12 protein-coding genes are annotated in these 15592 nt (G+C 48.2%); 5 read left to right on the top strand and 7 right to left on the bottom strand.

What is annotated here, in order from left to right:
- Nucleotides 1–647 precede the first annotated feature (647 nt).
- Both ACZMIG_RS03975 and ACZMIG_RS03970 read right to left on the bottom strand, forming a co-directional pair.
- Entirely contained in the window at nucleotides 648–1790 is a 1143-nt protein-coding gene (locus tag ACZMIG_RS03975) for a hypothetical protein (RefSeq protein WP_487889099.1), read from the bottom strand.
- An 84-nt stretch (nucleotides 1791–1874) separates the two neighbouring features.
- Nucleotides 1875–4286 (bottom strand): T9SS type A sorting domain-containing protein, encoded by a 2412-nt coding sequence (locus ACZMIG_RS03970; protein WP_486997469.1) that lies wholly within the window; start codon nucleotides 4284–4286, stop codon nucleotides 1875–1877.
- A 220-nt stretch (nucleotides 4287–4506) separates the two neighbouring features.
- Between ACZMIG_RS03970 and ACZMIG_RS03965 the strand changes: the two genes are divergently transcribed.
- Nucleotides 4507–5913: a helix-turn-helix transcriptional regulator gene (locus ACZMIG_RS03965; RefSeq protein ID WP_487889098.1), complete on the top strand. Its 1407-nt coding sequence runs from the start codon at nucleotides 4507–4509 to the stop codon at nucleotides 5911–5913.
- Between the two features lie 644 nt (nucleotides 5914–6557).
- Here the strand turns inward: ACZMIG_RS03965 and ACZMIG_RS03960 are convergent.
- The 4 genes from ACZMIG_RS03960 to ACZMIG_RS03945 are packed head-to-tail and all read right to left on the bottom strand — an operon-like array spanning nucleotide 6558 to nucleotide 11021.
- Nucleotides 6558–8162: an MFS transporter gene (locus ACZMIG_RS03960; RefSeq protein ID WP_487889097.1), complete on the bottom strand. Its 1605-nt coding sequence runs from the start codon at nucleotides 8160–8162 to the stop codon at nucleotides 6558–6560.
- Nucleotides 8159–9229 (bottom strand): HlyD family secretion protein, encoded by a 1071-nt coding sequence (locus ACZMIG_RS03955; protein ID WP_021855945.1) that lies wholly within the window; start codon nucleotides 9227–9229, stop codon nucleotides 8159–8161. The genes ACZMIG_RS03960 and ACZMIG_RS03955 overlap by 4 nt, the downstream gene beginning before the upstream one ends.
- 39 nt (nucleotides 9230–9268) lie before the next feature.
- Entirely contained in the window at nucleotides 9269–10591 is a 1323-nt protein-coding gene (locus ACZMIG_RS03950; RefSeq protein ID WP_484447577.1) for a TolC family protein, read from the bottom strand.
- On the bottom strand, nucleotides 10572–11021 hold the full coding sequence (locus ACZMIG_RS03945; protein ID WP_053398513.1) for a MarR family winged helix-turn-helix transcriptional regulator: 450 nt from the start codon (nucleotides 11019–11021) through the stop codon (nucleotides 10572–10574). The genes ACZMIG_RS03950 and ACZMIG_RS03945 overlap by 20 nt, the downstream gene beginning before the upstream one ends.
- Before the next feature lie 102 nt (nucleotides 11022–11123).
- Here ACZMIG_RS03945 and ACZMIG_RS03940 point away from each other — a divergent pair, with 102 nt between their 5' ends.
- Nucleotides 11124–11342, top strand: a complete 219-nt coding sequence (locus ACZMIG_RS03940) for a hypothetical protein (protein WP_487889096.1) — start codon at nucleotides 11124–11126, stop codon at nucleotides 11340–11342.
- 8 nt (nucleotides 11343–11350) lie between these two features.
- Here ACZMIG_RS03940 and ACZMIG_RS03935 read toward each other — a convergent pair whose 3' ends face one another.
- Complete coding sequence (locus tag ACZMIG_RS03935) at nucleotides 11351–11863, bottom strand: lipocalin family protein (RefSeq protein WP_487889095.1); 513 nt, start codon at nucleotides 11861–11863, stop codon at nucleotides 11351–11353.
- Between the two features lie 294 nt (nucleotides 11864–12157).
- Between ACZMIG_RS03935 and ACZMIG_RS03930 the strand changes: the two genes are divergently transcribed.
- The 3 genes from ACZMIG_RS03930 to ACZMIG_RS03920 all read left to right on the top strand — a co-directional run bounded on the left by ACZMIG_RS03930 (nucleotide 12158) and on the right by ACZMIG_RS03920 (nucleotide 15477).
- On the top strand, nucleotides 12158–13474 hold the full coding sequence (locus ACZMIG_RS03930) for a hypothetical protein (RefSeq protein ID WP_487889094.1): 1317 nt from the start codon (nucleotides 12158–12160) through the stop codon (nucleotides 13472–13474).
- A 175-nt stretch (nucleotides 13475–13649) separates the two neighbouring features.
- A complete protein-coding gene (locus ACZMIG_RS03925; protein WP_487889093.1) occupies nucleotides 13650–14678 on the top strand; it encodes a sensor histidine kinase in 1029 nt (342 codons plus the stop codon).
- A gap of 34 nt (nucleotides 14679–14712) precedes the next feature.
- Nucleotides 14713–15477: a LytR/AlgR family response regulator transcription factor gene (locus tag ACZMIG_RS03920; protein ID WP_302697617.1), complete on the top strand. Its 765-nt coding sequence runs from the start codon at nucleotides 14713–14715 to the stop codon at nucleotides 15475–15477.
- The last annotated feature ends 115 nt before the right edge of the window (nucleotides 15478–15592 follow it).

Below are 15592 nucleotides of genomic sequence, written 5' to 3'. Positions count from 1 at the left end.
GAAAAACAAAGTTCGGCGCAAGCCAATTATGATTTGCGAAATTAAGTTCAGCGCAGGCCAATTATGAAATGCTGTTCAGCGCTTAGCTAATTATGGATTGTGAATCGTGAAATATGCAGTAAAAAGTCATGACAAAATATTTTTTCAATCTAGGGAAACAATATATAACGGATGTTAATTTGTCCGTATCAACAGCGCAAGTTTATTAACACGTGTTCACATCTAAGATATTTTAAGAGCCTGAAATGGCTGATTTTTATATCCAAAAGCTGCATTTTCAGGCTACAAAAGCATAAGTATGATATCGTAAACGGGCCACTTTTGATGCAAAAGTGGCCCGGTAATTCAGAAGGAAGCGTAAATAGAAATTGCGGTTAAGCGAATAAATCACATTTATTGCCTAACCGCATCCTATAAACTAAGAACCCTCAAAATGAAGAACAATTACTTCATTTCATAATTTTTATTGTACGTCCATCAGAAAGTTTCACGATGCCAGGTTCCTTACAGATACCGACACCCTACATCCGTCAGCATCACAGCTTGTAATTTCTTTCACAATAACTTTTTCATGATTTATTTTTCAATAAACAAAACCATGAAAATATTAGAAGTTATAATCAAGACCCTGAAAATGAAAAACAAGCTCATTTCATAATTTTCTCAGCACTGCTGGTGCCGTCGGCATATCTCGTCACCCTTATTATAAGCCCTTTGTAAGCATCGCTGACCCGACGCCCAGACAGGTCGAAATATTCCGTACCAACAATCTTTCTGTCTGCCTTTACGTCTGATATGTCTGCAGATAGTCCGCTTATGGTCATCCTTGCATATACCTGCGTTGCATAAAAGTCCGTACCGTTGTCTGAATACATATCCATCAAAGATATATTATCCTGCAATGAATGAGTGTCAGCCTCAGCGTCATATACGAACAGGCCTTCGGGCTGGTTGTAGTTCAACTCGTCTACAAATACAGCAGCCACGTCATCGCCAAGCACCTGATATGAAGGAATTTTTATATCTCCGTTCTCACCATACAGGCCAACCACACACGAGTCGTCATATCCTCTCATAAGGCCCTTTATATAATAGCCGTCCTCTACCTTTATCACCTCGAGCGTCTTGCTTATGTTTCTGTCATAATTATCCACCGCTGTCAGCCTGCACTGCACTGAGGCAGGAAACGCGCCGGCAGGAAGATAATTAAGCATGGCGCAATAAGAATAAAGATTTTCAGGGATAAGTTCATCTACATAAAGTCCCAGCAGCGTGTTCCCGTCTGTTTTCCAAATGCCGGTGACAGGATCTTTTGTCAGCATGAAAGCCTCATTTTTAGGACTTCCTGTCTCAGGGTCAACCTGAGACACATAATAGGTGTTTTCGCCTACTGTGCCTGCATTGTGCGCCCCGCTTACTGTTATTGTGTTGCCTGAAAGCGTACCCTCGATATATCCCGGAAGCTGAGACATGAAAAACATGTTGGGGATATACACCTTGCCGTCGTTGCCAAATATGAAGTCAGACTTCACGTGCGACCTCACGCATAAATTCTCAAAGCCGTAAACTCTGTCGTAATATTCAAGATAAAAAGTCTCAACATCTCCTGCAGGCGCCTTTGCCGGCTTGTCTGCCTGAGCCTTGACACTCATCATATCTGTACGAGGGCTGCATGCGGGCAATGTCCTGAAGGATTCAGAAACTCTTTTTACGTCAACCAGCCTTGTAATATTCTGTGCCGGCAGACAGAGCGAAATCATTACGGCAGCCAATAATAATATCTTTCTCATAGCATACAAATTATAACATCTACATTTATGAATAAGACAGAAAGAAAGCCGCTAAGGCCTTCTCTCCGCCTTACACTATATAATTTAATGCTTAACCATCACCTTGAAGCCTTTGTGCAGGCCCTTAGCCTCAACGTCGAGGATATACATGCCGGGCCTTACGTCTGTAACATCAATCTCATTGGTTGTGTTTTCCGTTTTCAGCGTCTTCACGGCACGTCCCTGAAGGTCGAACAACGTAACGGTTGTCTTAAGTCCTTCATAAGGCAGCGCCACATGCAGGATGTCTGACACCGGATTAGGATAAATCTCTGCCTTGCATTGTTCGATAATCTCCTGACCTATGCCGGTAGACTCGCCCTTTGTATCCATCATATAGGCATATTTACCCATGCCGGCCATACCCCAACCGCACAGATAGCGCCAGTTTGGCGATGCATCTACGCAACTTATCATCGAGAATTCGCTGTTTGTATAGTCGAGTCCGAGTTCTGCGGCATAATCATTAAGATCTTTATATCCATCTTTCTCTGTCCATATAAAGGCACTAAGTCCTGTTGCACCATAGCCGACAGCCATTGTTCCTTCATTGTTCACTCTTACAACCGTACCGCCGTCTATTCCAAGATCTTTAAACTCTCCTGTCTCTATGTTATAGAGCCATGCGTTCAAAGTATAATTTAGCGACGTGCCAGCACCTCCTATCCACTTTCCGTCAGGCGACACGGCATGGGCAGGACCGAAGCAATAACGCTTAGTGTCATCAAAATTATAAAAGTCAACATCTTTTACATCTACACCAGCCTTGAGCAGCATGTGCTGCGTGTAGCTTCCGTCGTCGTTGCGTGTCCAATAGCATCCGTTCCAAGGACCTACAAAGTCGTTCCATCCTGCAATTACACTTCCGTCATAACTTGTAGCATAGCTTTGAGTAGCACGATTGCTTTCCTCATCCAAAACTGGCAGAGTAACCAGACTGCCATCAACCCATGCAGCCGCCTGAGCACGACTCTGCGCATCGCCTCCTTCGCCTATCATCTGATAAGAATTACCTACCAGTACATGGCCGTCTCCAGATACGTTATATGAGCAACTATTAACATCCTGCGAGAAAACCCCACTACACTCCATTGGAGTCCAGGTGTCTGTTTCAACTTCATATTTTCCAGCTACATATCCAAAGCGTGAGTCTTCAAAGCCAAGACGGAAAACGCGGAAATCGTTAGCGCCTACGAGAATATATTTTCCGTCTGCCGAAAGAGTGGCTCGGTTAAGGTCATGGCCTTCAGCATCGTCTATATTCTCCTTTTTCCATTCTTTTCCATAGTTCTGCGAGCTGTATGCCATGCCGTTAGTTCCGAACACATACAGAGTGTTCTCTCTCCAGCAAGCATCGTTCCACACTGTTCCGGCCAGCGGATTCAGCTCCACGTCGTCAGATCCGACTTCACACCTTGTCCATGTCTCGCCTCCGTCAGTGGTTACATACACTGCGTCATCGGCCACGGCTACGCCGTTATCGCTGCCAGAGAAGTGGATACGCTTGAAAGAACCTTCTATCTCACAAACCGTTGTCCATGTAACGCCAAAATCAACAGACTTCTGTATAGCACCTTTACTGTTTACCAGCCACATAACGGCATCTGCCTCAGTACCTGTATAGCAGAAGTCGGTTGCGGCAGCATCTGCATAAGTTCCGTCGGCCTTGCTGTAAGTGTCGCCTCCGTCGGCTGTATACCAAACGCTGCACTCACCATCTTTAGCCTCGACGCTTAAAAGTCCATATTTAGCAGGATCATAAGTGTTTGAAGTAACCACAAAATCAACTGCCCAATATGTGTCCACTTCACCATCAAATCCATTTAATACAGGCGTTATTGCATGTATGTCATTTCCATTTGATCCAATATAATACATAGATGCATTACGGCCACACATATAACCTATTAACGAAGTAAATCTACATCCGTCGAGCATAACACCCTCAACACTTTCAACAGGAAGACCAGATACGATAATATTACCCGCTCTCCAACGGTCACCATTATTCATTGTCCAGCGTATGCGCATATCACTTCCGTCTGCCGTACTGGCTGTGGTGACAAGCAAACTGTTAGCTATGAAAAACACATTGCTCACATGATGTGGCTGCGGAGCATCTGCCGGTTCTTCAAACGCCGAACAATTCCATCCTTTTTGTATGACAATATTATCCCATGGAGTTGTACCAGTTACGAACTTTCCATCTTCTGTCCATTTAGCTTCACCTCCTATACCATTTCCTGCAGAAACACCACCAATTTCTGTAATGTCATTGATGTCGTTTTTAGGTTTCCAAATATTATAAGGTGAGCACTGATTTTCCATTATCAGCACCTCACCATCATTATTTACTCCTGTAGAAAAGAACTGCCCTTCGGTTACATACACCTGAGCTGTAACAGGACTTGCTAACGAAAGCCCCAATAAAGCAACGTACAAATCTCTTTTTTTCATAATGCAAAACTTTTAGTGTGTTTTTACTTCAAAAAAAAATGTTGTGGCCAAATTTAGCTTAATTCATTTATACCACAACAGGGATAATACGGACAATAAACCGGACAATTATGTTAAATAATATTTAATAGGACGGACAAATAAGGACAGACATGTTTCTTAAAATAAAAAAATTGCTAATTTTGTAATCAGAGCAATATTCCATATTAACCATAAATAAATGAAAATCTTTATACGATATATCACTTTTCTGCTTACGCTCACCGTCCTGTTGTCCTGCGAAACCAAACACGAAAACGGACGGTCGATATTTGACCATGCAATGATTGAATGGGAAAATCAGAACCTCCCTGTGGCATATCGGCAGTTTCACCGTGCTGCGGCTGCATTCAAAGAAGAAGGAGACAACGTCGGGGTGTTTGAGGCAAACTCGCATCTCGGAATTATATGCGGAATAATAGGACAGAAACGCGAAGGATATAAATTGCTGAAGTCTACAAAGTATTATCACGTTAAAAAAAAAGGTAACTACAGCTCACAATATTATTGGCGAATGATGGCGTATTATGCCTTTACCCTCGACAACGATTACCAAACAGCTCTTACGTGCATGAAAAATCTCCTTGAGCTGGACAAGAAAGACTTTCCGAGCAAAAAAACATGGCTGTATATGGACATGGCCAACATGGCAGAAATGTTCTATGTAACAGGACAAACCGCCAAAGCATGGGAAACTATAAAAAGGCTCGAGAACAATCCGCTGAAAGACGACAGATATCTGTCTCAAACCTACTATGTACACTCTATGCTGCTGGAAAAAGAGGGACAGACGGACAGCTCGCGGATATATGCAAAGATGAGCATGGAATACTCATCAAGATACGGCGAAATGGAAAACGAGGCCAATGCCCTGAAAATAATTATGCGCTCTGACAGCATCAACGGAAATCTGACAGAATACATACGCAACCGAGACAAATACGACAGCCTTGCGGGCGTGATTAAAAACGGAGAAACTGCACAGCGCATCGCCGTTATAAAAGAACAATATAAATATAACAGGATAATACGCGAAGCTGAAAAGACGCACATCATAAGAATACTGCTGTTCAGCGGACTCGCCTTGACGGCCATAGCCGCATGCATAATAATATTGCTGCTGTACAGACAAAACAAAATGCGGCTGAAGACAGAAGAGGAAGAGCACAAGCGGCTTGAAACAGAAGTGGAATACAAGAAACTGGAAAACGAGCTGATTTCGCTGAAGATGAACCAGACCATAAGTGAACTGGAAAAGACAAAAAACAAGAACGCTGAAACCGTGGCACAGATTGTCGGTGAAGCCACAGCACGACAGACAGCCATGACACGCCTTGACATGCTCGAAGCCACTATAAATACAGACTTTGTGGAATATATCAAAAAGACATATCCGCAACTTACACATAACGACATCCTTATTCTCGGGTTTATGCGCATGAAGATACCTGTAAAAGAAACGGCAACAGCCTTAGGAATATCAACCGAAAGTCTTCAGAAAGCACGCTACAGACTGCGTAAGAAAATGAACATAGAAAGTGTTGAAGAACTATTTAATCTGGTAAACGACTGGAAGCCACAGGTTTAAGACACTTTAGTAATCTTACCTTAAAAAGGTTGTCAATGATAGTTTAGCCCTGAAAGTATGTGCTGACATAGGTATTGAATTATTGAGTAAATCAGACGGAGTATCAGAAATACGCTGTATACCGTGTTACACAGAGAATGGAAATCTACGATTAACTGCATAAATGGAAATTTATGACTTACAAAATCGGCAGTAAAAAGTCATGACAAAATATTTTTTCAATCTAGGAAAACAATATATAACGGATGTTAATTTAATGGTATTAACAGCGCAAGTTTATTAACACATATTTACATCTAAGATATTTAAAAAACCTGAAATGGCTGATTTTTATATCCAAAAGCTGCACTTTCAGGCTGCAAAAGCATAAGTATGATATCGTAAACGGGCCACTTTTGATGCGAAAGTGGCCCGGTAATATTTTTTAACTGTTGCTGTTTCACTTCACAAACAGCATAAACCGCTGCTAATCAGCAGTTTATCAAATGCGTGAGATTTTCGGCCATTTTCGCGCCAAACCACGCATCTGCGACGGGCACCGCCATTCTGAGAGCGTCAAACGTCCGGAATTTTTCGCTTTTATTTACAAATATGTCTATCGCCATGAGGACCTGACAAGCTATACGGGCATAACATACACAGCATCAGACCATATCCTCGCCAGTCCTTACCACCGGTACGCGCACGGTCTTGTGGAACGGAATGAAGCGTGATATTATGGCTATTGCCAGCGTCACGGCAAAGAGCCAACCCAGAATATGCTTCAGCGCGAGCAGAGTGCCCTGCTGCTGCAGAATGGTGTTGAGCGTGTTAGTGGCCATCTGCACTGCCTCGTCGGCTCCGTGTCCCTGCGCCAGCGCACTGCTGAAGGCCGACTGCCAGCGCGACGCGGCAAGAGGGTCGGCGGCCGACATGGTCTCCGACAGCTCAACCATATAGCGCTGCTGCAGGCGATAGAGCGTGTTGCTGTAGAATGCCGAGGCTATGACCGGCGTAAGCACCGAGCGGAACGTTATGAGGAAGAAGGCGTTGGATAGCAGATACTTGGGCTGAAGGTCCTCTACGGCAAAAAGCGCGAAGGCTATTATCAGCGCAAGCATGCCCAGGCCTCGCAGGAACATCGGCAGATAGAGCATCTCGTAGGTGCTGTCGGGTGATATGCCGAAATAGAGCATGCCGAAGAACAGGGCAAAACACGACATGCCGCCGGCAATGAAGAAACGGAAACGCCACCTCTGCCAGCGGAACCACCAGAAACAGATGAACGCGCCGAGGACATATCCCGGCAGAAGCCAGATGTATATGGTGTAGGTGCGGGTGTTGTCGACATGCAGTATTGTGGTCATATAACTTGTCAGCAGACTCGTGGACGTGCTGAAGAACATCACGAGCATCATATAGAAATAGCCGAGAATGGCCTTCCACTGGAACAGGGGTTTAAGGCTTACGAACGGACGGGGCGAATGAAACTGCTCCCAAAGGAACAGTGCCACGAGCAGAGGGGCTATGACGATGTAGATGCGTATGCGCGGAGAGGCCATCCAGTCGAGCGTCTTGCCGTAGGTTATCACATAGATGAGCATGAGCAGGCCGGTGGATATTATGAGCATCTCGCGCGGATGAAGCTCTTTCCAGGGTATGGGGCGCGTCTGACGGTCGATGCGGAAGAACATGATGACCGACAATATGGCCACGGCCAGAAGGAGCATCATGAAGTAGTACATATACTTCCAGTCGTAATGATAGGCCAGCAGGGCCGTGATGACCATCGAGAGCTGGCCGCCGCCGAACACGAGCGGATAGAAATAGGCATAAAACTCGCTGCGCACGTCTTTAGGACTGAATATGAACTTTATGCGGCGTATTATCCACAGCATAAGAAAGCCCTTGAGGAAGCCGATGATGAAACTTGCGGTTATCAGGAGGTCGATGTTGGCCTGACGGGCGCAAAACCAGCTCAAGAAGAACTGCAGCACGAGGTCGACAAGCAGAAGCGTCTTTGCCGGCAGCGCGTTAAGAATCTTGGGCACTATGGGATAGGCCACGGCCATGCCGGCCGACGCGGCATAATAGCCTATGGTGATGTCCTCGGTGTATACGCCCAGCGTATTAGACACCTCCACCATGCTTCCGGTATAGGTGCCGTTGAGCATGGCTATGGGCAGCATGATAATAAACACGGCTGCCACGGCCAGACGGTCGGGCACCCACGACCTGACGGGTATGTCGAGCTCCTTGGCTGTTTTCATTTGCGTCTGAGTGCTTCTGTTTCAACCATCATGCCTGCACGCAGCAGCCTCATGCTCTCCTCGCCGGCGTCGTCGATGTCGATGCGCACGGGTATGCGCTGCTGCACCTTCACGAAGTTTCCTGCCGAATTGTCGGTAGGCACAAGCGAATATTTAGAGCCCGTGGCCTCTGATATGGCCGTAACATGGCCGTGGAACACGCGGCCGGGCACGCCGTCGACCTTTATGCGCACAGGCTGGCCTATATAGATGTTGGCTATCTGAGTTTCACGATAGTTGGCCGTTATCCACTTGCCCGACTGTCTGACGATGTACGAGAGCGTCTGTCCGGCGCTGACATACTGGCCCGGCTCGAGCGTGCGGCGGCCCATGTAGCCGCTGTATGGCGCCGTTACCACGGTGTACGACAGGTTGAGGTTGGCCATGTCGAGAGCCGCCTCAGCACTGAGTATGCCAGCCTCAACGCCCACCTGCTTCTTGCTTGTCTCGTCATACTGCGAACTGGCAGCCTCCTTCTGCCGCAGCAGCGCGTCATAGCGTGCCTTGGCAGCCTCATAGTTGGCCTTTGCCTGCTCAAACTGCTGCTCGGGCACCGACTCTTCATGCAGCAGGCGCTCGTATCGCTTATAGTCCTGCTGCGCCTGCCACAGCTTTGCCTTTGCCTCGGCAAGGTTGGCATCCTGCTCGGCTATGCGCGTGTGCGATGTCTGTATGCCCGAAGCCAGCACCCCGCGCGAACCGCGGGCGTTGAGCAGGGCAGCCTGTGCCTCCTTCTGCTTTATCAGATATTCGCGGTTGTCGAGCACAACAAGGGTGTCGCCCTGATGCACAAACTGATGCTCGCGGAAGCGCACTTCCTGGATATATCCGCCCACACGGACGTTTATCGGGGCTATATACTGGTCGACAAACGCGTCGTTGGTTATTTCGTAGCTTATGTATCGCCAGAAATAGTTTGCGGTCCAGGCCAGTCCTGAACCGGCTATGATGACACACACTATGTTAAGAATGATATTGCGGCGGCGCCGTTGCTTCAGGCGCTTATATTTCAGATGGATTATAGACATGTCGTTTATGTAGGTTACTTTAATAAAATGTTGTCCTTACTACAGTTCGCCGACAGCGCGCTGCAGTTCATAGTAGGTGTATGCCACCTGCGTGCGTGCCGTGGTAAGCTGCAGCTCGGCGTTAAGCCTTAGGTTGTCGGCGTCGAGCAGGTCTGTCAGTATTGCAAGTTGGTTCATATACCTGTTATACATTATGCGGTAGTTCTCAGATGCCTGCCTCACTGAAAGTTTCAGGGCCTCTACACGGCTGATGGCCTCACGGTGGCGCAGCAGGGCCGACTGCACGGCCATGCGTATCTGCTGCTGTTTCTGCTCCTCGGCGTTATGCATGAGCTGAACGTTCTGCCGTGCCTCGCGCAGCTGATGGCGGTCGGTATAGAGTGCCGACAGCGGATAAGACACCGACACGCCCACGTTCCATGCGTTGTTATACATGTCGGCCATAGTGCGCGAAACGGGACGCGCCAGCGTGTTAGACGCCGTGAGAGATACAGAGGGGCGCAATGCCGACTGCTTTATGCACACGTTGTTTTCGGCTATCTCGGTCTGCTTGTGCAGCGCAAGCACCGAAGGGTCGGCAAGCGATGCGCGCTCAACATAGTATTCATAGTTGTCCACATGACGTTCGTCTGCCAGCAAAGCAGTGTCGGGCATGAGCAGTAGGCGCTCGTCGAGCCCGAGAAGGATGTCTATCTGCTGCGAGGCTATGCGTATGTCATTGTCTGTCTCCTGCAGTGCCAGCCGGTCGTCGGTGAGCTGCAGCTCGCTGCGCAGCACGTCGTTGTTGGTTATTACGCCCTCGGCCTTCAGGCGGCGTATGTCCTTCAGTCTACGCTCCGACTCAGCAATCTTTCTGTCAAGCACCATATGCTGCTTATACATGCTGAAGAGTTCAAGGTAGCGGCTGAGCATGGCAAGCCTTATGTCGCCCTCGTCGGCAGCAGTCTGCAGCCGCGCAAGTTCCTGCTCAAGGTCGGCCTTGCGTATGGAGTATTTTATCCTGCCGCCCTGATATACGGGCTGACTTACGTCTACCGTATAGTTCTGCTGCCAGTCGGGCGAGTCGGGCCTGGTGGCGTGGCTCAGTCCGTTCTCCCACACTATCGGCTGGCCCAAATATCCGGCACGCAGCCCCACGCTGACCGAAGGCAGCCTCGACATGCGTGCCGTCTTGGCGCGCTCGGCAGCCATCTGCTCCTTCAGGCGGTCGGCAGCCACCTGAAGATGACTGCGCGACACTTTTGACAAAAGCTCCTCAACACTGAGATACAACGTGTCGCACGCTGTCTGCGCACATGCCGGCAGTGCCGCCGACGATGTCAGGAGCGCAACGATAAAAGTTCTAATATGTCTCGATTGCATGCTGCAGGTCTTTTAATAGTTTCTCCGTCTGCTTGATAACATCTTTGCCCAGTATCTCGTCAAGCCGCGTATAATATGCCGACAGCTTAGGAGATATCCACCGTCTGAAGGCCTCGCCCTCATCAGTAAGATAAACCAGCTTGTTGCGCTTGTCCTTAGGGTCTTCACGCCTGCAGACATAGCCTTTCTTTTCAAGATTCAGCATAAGATTAGTAAGACAGGCCTTATCCTTCGACGTCCTCACCGCCAGCGTCTGCTGCGATATGCCCTGTTCTGTCCACAGACAGCTCATTATCTGAAGCATCTCGAAAGTGATGCCTGCGCCCGAATCACGCAAAAGGCGCTGCATGGCCTGGCGCGATGCCATACGCGTACTTATAAGTTGGATGATGCAGTCGCGCGATGAAAAATGTCCGTTGTTATCCTCCATAAAATTCTTCTTTTTCTTTTCGGCTGCAAAAGTACATCTTTTTATCGAGATAGTCAAATATTTAACTAATTTGATTGCTTTCATGCAAGCACGGCATATTATATGCAACCATGCCTAAAAGGAAATACTAAAGAAACTAATAGCCACGGAAAGGCAACTAAAATAAACAAAAAGAAAGCAAAAGAAGAAACAGCAGGACACGCCCCAAAGCCTCAACGGACAAAACTAAAAAACGGATTTTATCTTGCCGCGGCGTTATCCCAAATATTTCTTCTTTTGCTTCTGACGGCTTATAGCTCAAAAAACGGTGATTATGATTAAGCCCATGCTCACTGTCTTACCCAGATAAGCTTTGTGGTGTCGTAGCCGCGACGACGCAAGTTGTCGAGAAGACCGGTCAGCACCGACTGCGGCAGAGCCTTTGTGCGGCTCATTATCCAGAGATATTTGTCAGAACTGCTGCCCACGAGCGCATAACTGTAGTCGGGCGCAATGTCGAGCACGTAATAGTCGGCATAGAACCACAGGAAGAAAGTCACCTTCAGCTTGCCCGGCTCAGACGCGTCGGGCAGCTTGCCCTTGCCGTTGGCCGTCTTGCGCTTGCCGTCCTTCAGGCCTTCGTTCACCACCTCTATCCTGCCGTTGTCGAGCAGGGTGTATGTAGCCGTAACGTTTGTCATTCCGCGCTCAAACTTATGGTCGTAGCGCGCTATCTCATACCAGCGGCCCATAAACCGCTTGAGGTCGAGCTGCCTAACGGTGGTGTTGTCAACAGTAACCGGCTCGTCGGCACATCCGCCCAGACACATAAGCGAAAGCAAAAATAGCATTATCTTTTTCATAGGCAAAGGTTTTATGGTCAGCTAATCTAAGTCTGACGATTAATTTGACAGCAAATATAACAAATAAACGTCAAAATGACAAGATTTAAACGAATTTAGATAAAAATGCACGATAACTTTTGGCCGCATAATAAAAAACATCTGCATCATAATACTATCACTTCCAATAAAAGACCAACTTTAATCCAAGGAAATACCAGTTCGGTAAACGCTTTGCCCAGTTTGCCGCAAATCCATTGCCGCAGCATATTATATTATGTAACTTCGTAACGTAATCATCAAAATATTAGTATTATGAAAAAACTCCTACTATTGCTCGTCACTTTTATTGCAGGCATAACAGCATACGGCCAGGACGAGGGTAAAATAAAACTGACGCTGAACGTTGACAACCCCGAACGTGTCAGCATTGCCATCTTCGGCGAACCGCTTGAAGGACTGAAAGAGGGAGACAACGAACTTGAAGTCAGCCCGTGGACAAACATCGAAATCAGTGCGGCTAAAGGCTGCACGCTAAAGTCGGTGGTGAACTCTGCCGGAGAGAGCATTGCCATCAGCTCTAACACTGCCACCATACTACTAACCGACGAGAAGACGGAAGAGACCCTGACCATCACATCTGAAAAAGAAGGCGAAGTGGCATTCACCATCGAGGTGGACAAGCCTTCGGAGGTAAGCGTGCTCGACTGCAACTACAAGAGCATCAGCCTCAGCGAAGGAGTCAATGAGATGAGCATGCCGCAGAGCGAGCTGCCGCTCATAATAGGATCGGTGAACTACGGACAAGACCTTTACAGCGTTACGCTCGACGGCGTTGAGCAGACATATAACTACGGCTATAGCGTCATGCCGAAGGACGGAAGCAAGATTGTGATAATAGCAGAGTTTCCCGAAAAGGACTGCATGCTGACCTTTGAGCAGACTGAAGACATAGGACGTTTCTTCACCGACATACAGGTGAACGGACAGTCGGCAGGCGACTTCGGCAACGAACTGACCGTACGCTGCGGCGACAACGTAAGCCTATATTACAATCCGGCATGCTGGGAGGACGAACAAAGCGGCACGCCACTAACAGTTACGATAGACGGCAATACCCCAGCGTGGTTCGGCCCGGGCTACAGCTTCGTGGTGAAACACGACACAAAAATAATAGTGGAACAGGCCGTAAGAAAGCCCGAAATAACAGTAAACGTAAACATCGACAACCCTGACAACGTAATCGTCTACCGCGTGAGCGAAAGCTATTATGACGTGCTGGAGCTTGAAGCAGGAGCCAACACTGTCACCGTTCCGGCCGACGAGCCGTCGATGGCAATAATGGCTGTAAACGACGACTGCAGCATTGAGGGCGTAACCGTAAACGGACGGCCGCGCACGGTGGAATACTCCAACTACTTCAGTCTGACCGGACTTGAAGAGGGCGACGAAGTGGGCATATTCACCGCAGGCACAACATCTGTTGACAAGGTTACGACAACGGACGAAATCAGCGGCAATGTCTACACAATAAACGGCACCCTGATAATAAGCAACGCCACGCCTGCAGACATAGCCCGCCTGCCTAAGGGCGTATATATCTGCAACGGAAAGAAACTGATGATACGCTGACACCCTATGCGCAAGGACAACCACAGGCTGACCTTGCTCACGGCGAAGGCTCTGCAACAAGCATTGCAGAGCCTTTTGTCATGTCTAGTGCATAAAGCATAAGCGCCTGCATGACAGCAACGAAAAACAATACTAATGACCGTTTTTGGTTAAAATAAATTTAACGTTTACACCAATGAAATCGAAGAAAATAATTAACTTTGCAATAACTATGGGCAAAAAGCATAAAAGACTGATTTATAACGCCCTGGGCCTGACACTGATAATATTCTTCTATTCGGTTTTCTTTCAGGCCACATACTGCTGGATGCGCTTCGGCTCGCCGACATTCAACGGCGACTGGGGTTCGTTCATATATTCGCTGCCGTTCAACTTTGTTCCGTTCCTGATAATAGCCATAGCCGCCTTGTGGTCGGTATGGTTTACGCGCAACATTGCTGTTCTGTGGAAGAAGATAACGCTCGACCTGCTGATGGCCTCGTGCATTGTGATCATCGTAAACATACTGTTCCTGCTCACCACCGGACTTGAAATCAACTGGGGCGGCACGGTGTTCAACGGAATAATGATATGGATGGGCATAGAGTTCTGGGCTGTGAGCCTGCAGAGACAGCGTGCGCTGATACGCGAGAGCCTGCTGCTGAAGGAGAATGCCGCCCACAAGCTGCAGCTGCTGCAGTCGTATGTCAATCCTCACTTTCTGTTCAACTCGCTCGACATGCTCTGCTCTATGATAGAAGTCGACGAGAAGAAGCAGTCGCTCGAGTTCATAGAGAACCTCACGGCCTACTACCGCGGCATGCTCCGCCGCAAAAACGTGATGAAGGTAACGGTGAAAGACGAGCTTGAAACGGTGTTCTGCTATCTGAAGATTGTGTCGCAACACTATGGCGACAACCTCGAAGTAAAGGTTACGGGCGACAGAGACACTGACATGATGATAGTGCCGTTCTCGATACAGCTGCTCATAGAAAACGTGCTGAAGCACAACGTGATATCGGCCACGATGCCTATGACAATAACTATAAGCATCAAGGAGGATGCCATAACCGTGAGCAACCCCTGCCACCCCAAAAGCCCCGAAACAGGCAGAAGCACGGGAATGGGACTGAAATATCTGAGCAGCATGTATGCCGCCAGCGGCAAGAAGACAGACGTAAGCAGATGCGGCAACATGTTCTCGGTAACGATACCGGCACTGTAGCCCATTAAAGAATATAATTAAAACACAGACGCTGATGAATTATGTTATAATAGAAAACGACTCTCTGAGCCTGCGGCGCATAAAGGCCATGTGCGAGAGGCTGCGGCCCGAATGGCACCTGGCGTTCACGGCATCAACCGTGGAAGAGGCGTGCAGGCTGTTTGAGCTTAATCCGGACATTGGACTTGCCCTGTGCGACATAGAGCTCGACGACGGCCTGTCGCTGAGCATATTCAGAAAGATACCGGCGGAGTTTCCCGTGATATTCATCACGGCTTTCGACGAGTATACGCTCGACGCCTTCAAGCTCAACAGCATCGACTATCTGCTGAAGCCGCTTGAAGCGGGCGCGCTCGAGAGAGCCTTCATAAAGTTTGAGAAGATAGAGCGCCGCGTGCAGCGGCTAGCCGCCGAAACCCTCACAAGGCTCGAAGCCTCGCTTCAGCGCAAGAACTACATAAGCCGCCTGCTCATATCAATCAACGACCGCTTTGAGTCGGTAGACATCGGCACCGTGGCCTTCTTCCTGAGCGAAGACAAATATGTATATGCCGTATGCACCAACGGCAAGGAGCACATAACATCGTTCAGAAGCCTCAACGAGATTGACGACCAGCTCGACCCGCAGCGCTTCTTCCGCGTGTCGAGAGACGTGATAACATCGATAGAGGCTGTGACGAAGGTGTCGAGATGGTTCAAGGGCAAGCTGAAGGTGAAGATTGAATGTATGGGCAACGAGCGCGAGGTGTGCGTAAGTGCCGCCCGCCGCGCCGACTTTCTGGCGTGGCTGGGCCGATAACGCCAAAAGCCCCGGACAGTGTTGCCGCCCGGGACCTTTCTGACACGAAGCCCATGATTCGTCTTTACTAATCAAAATCCAAACATTTCTAAAGTGCTGTTATATCTGTCACTTA

The sequence above is a fragment of the Xylanibacter sp. genome, from assembly GCF_057607445.1.
Note: the sequence above shows the minus strand (reverse complement) of the source record. Positions and strands in the feature narration are given on the sequence as shown.

Excerpts from the sequence above, each read along its gene's own strand:
- ACZMIG_RS03965 (WP_487889098.1), top strand. The coding sequence starts at position 4,507 with ATGAAAATCTTTATACGATATATCACTTTTCTGCTTACGCTCACCGTC.
- ACZMIG_RS03975 (WP_487889099.1), bottom strand. The coding sequence starts at position 1,790 with ATGAGAAAGATATTATTATTGGCTGCCGTAATGATTTCGCTCTGTCTG.
- ACZMIG_RS03955 (WP_021855945.1), bottom strand. The coding sequence starts at position 9,229 with ATGTCTATAATCCATCTGAAATATAAGCGCCTGAAGCAACGGCGCCGC.
- ACZMIG_RS03950 (WP_484447577.1), bottom strand. The coding sequence starts at position 10,591 with ATGCAATCGAGACATATTAGAACTTTTATCGTTGCGCTCCTGACATCG.
- ACZMIG_RS03970 (WP_486997469.1), bottom strand. The coding sequence starts at position 4,286 with ATGAAAAAAAGAGATTTGTACGTTGCTTTATTGGGGCTTTCGTTAGCA.
- ACZMIG_RS03960 (WP_487889097.1), bottom strand. The coding sequence starts at position 8,162 with ATGAAAACAGCCAAGGAGCTCGACATACCCGTCAGGTCGTGGGTGCCC.
- ACZMIG_RS03945 (WP_053398513.1), bottom strand. The coding sequence starts at position 11,021 with ATGGAGGATAACAACGGACATTTTTCATCGCGCGACTGCATCATCCAA.
- ACZMIG_RS03940 (WP_487889096.1), top strand. The coding sequence starts at position 11,124 with ATGCAACCATGCCTAAAAGGAAATACTAAAGAAACTAATAGCCACGGA.
- ACZMIG_RS03935 (WP_487889095.1), bottom strand. The coding sequence starts at position 11,863 with ATGAAAAAGATAATGCTATTTTTGCTTTCGCTTATGTGTCTGGGCGGA.
- ACZMIG_RS03925 (WP_487889093.1), top strand. The coding sequence starts at position 13,650 with ATGAAATCGAAGAAAATAATTAACTTTGCAATAACTATGGGCAAAAAG.
- ACZMIG_RS03920 (WP_302697617.1), top strand. The coding sequence starts at position 14,713 with ATGAATTATGTTATAATAGAAAACGACTCTCTGAGCCTGCGGCGCATA.
- ACZMIG_RS03930 (WP_487889094.1), top strand. The coding sequence starts at position 12,158 with ATGAAAAAACTCCTACTATTGCTCGTCACTTTTATTGCAGGCATAACA.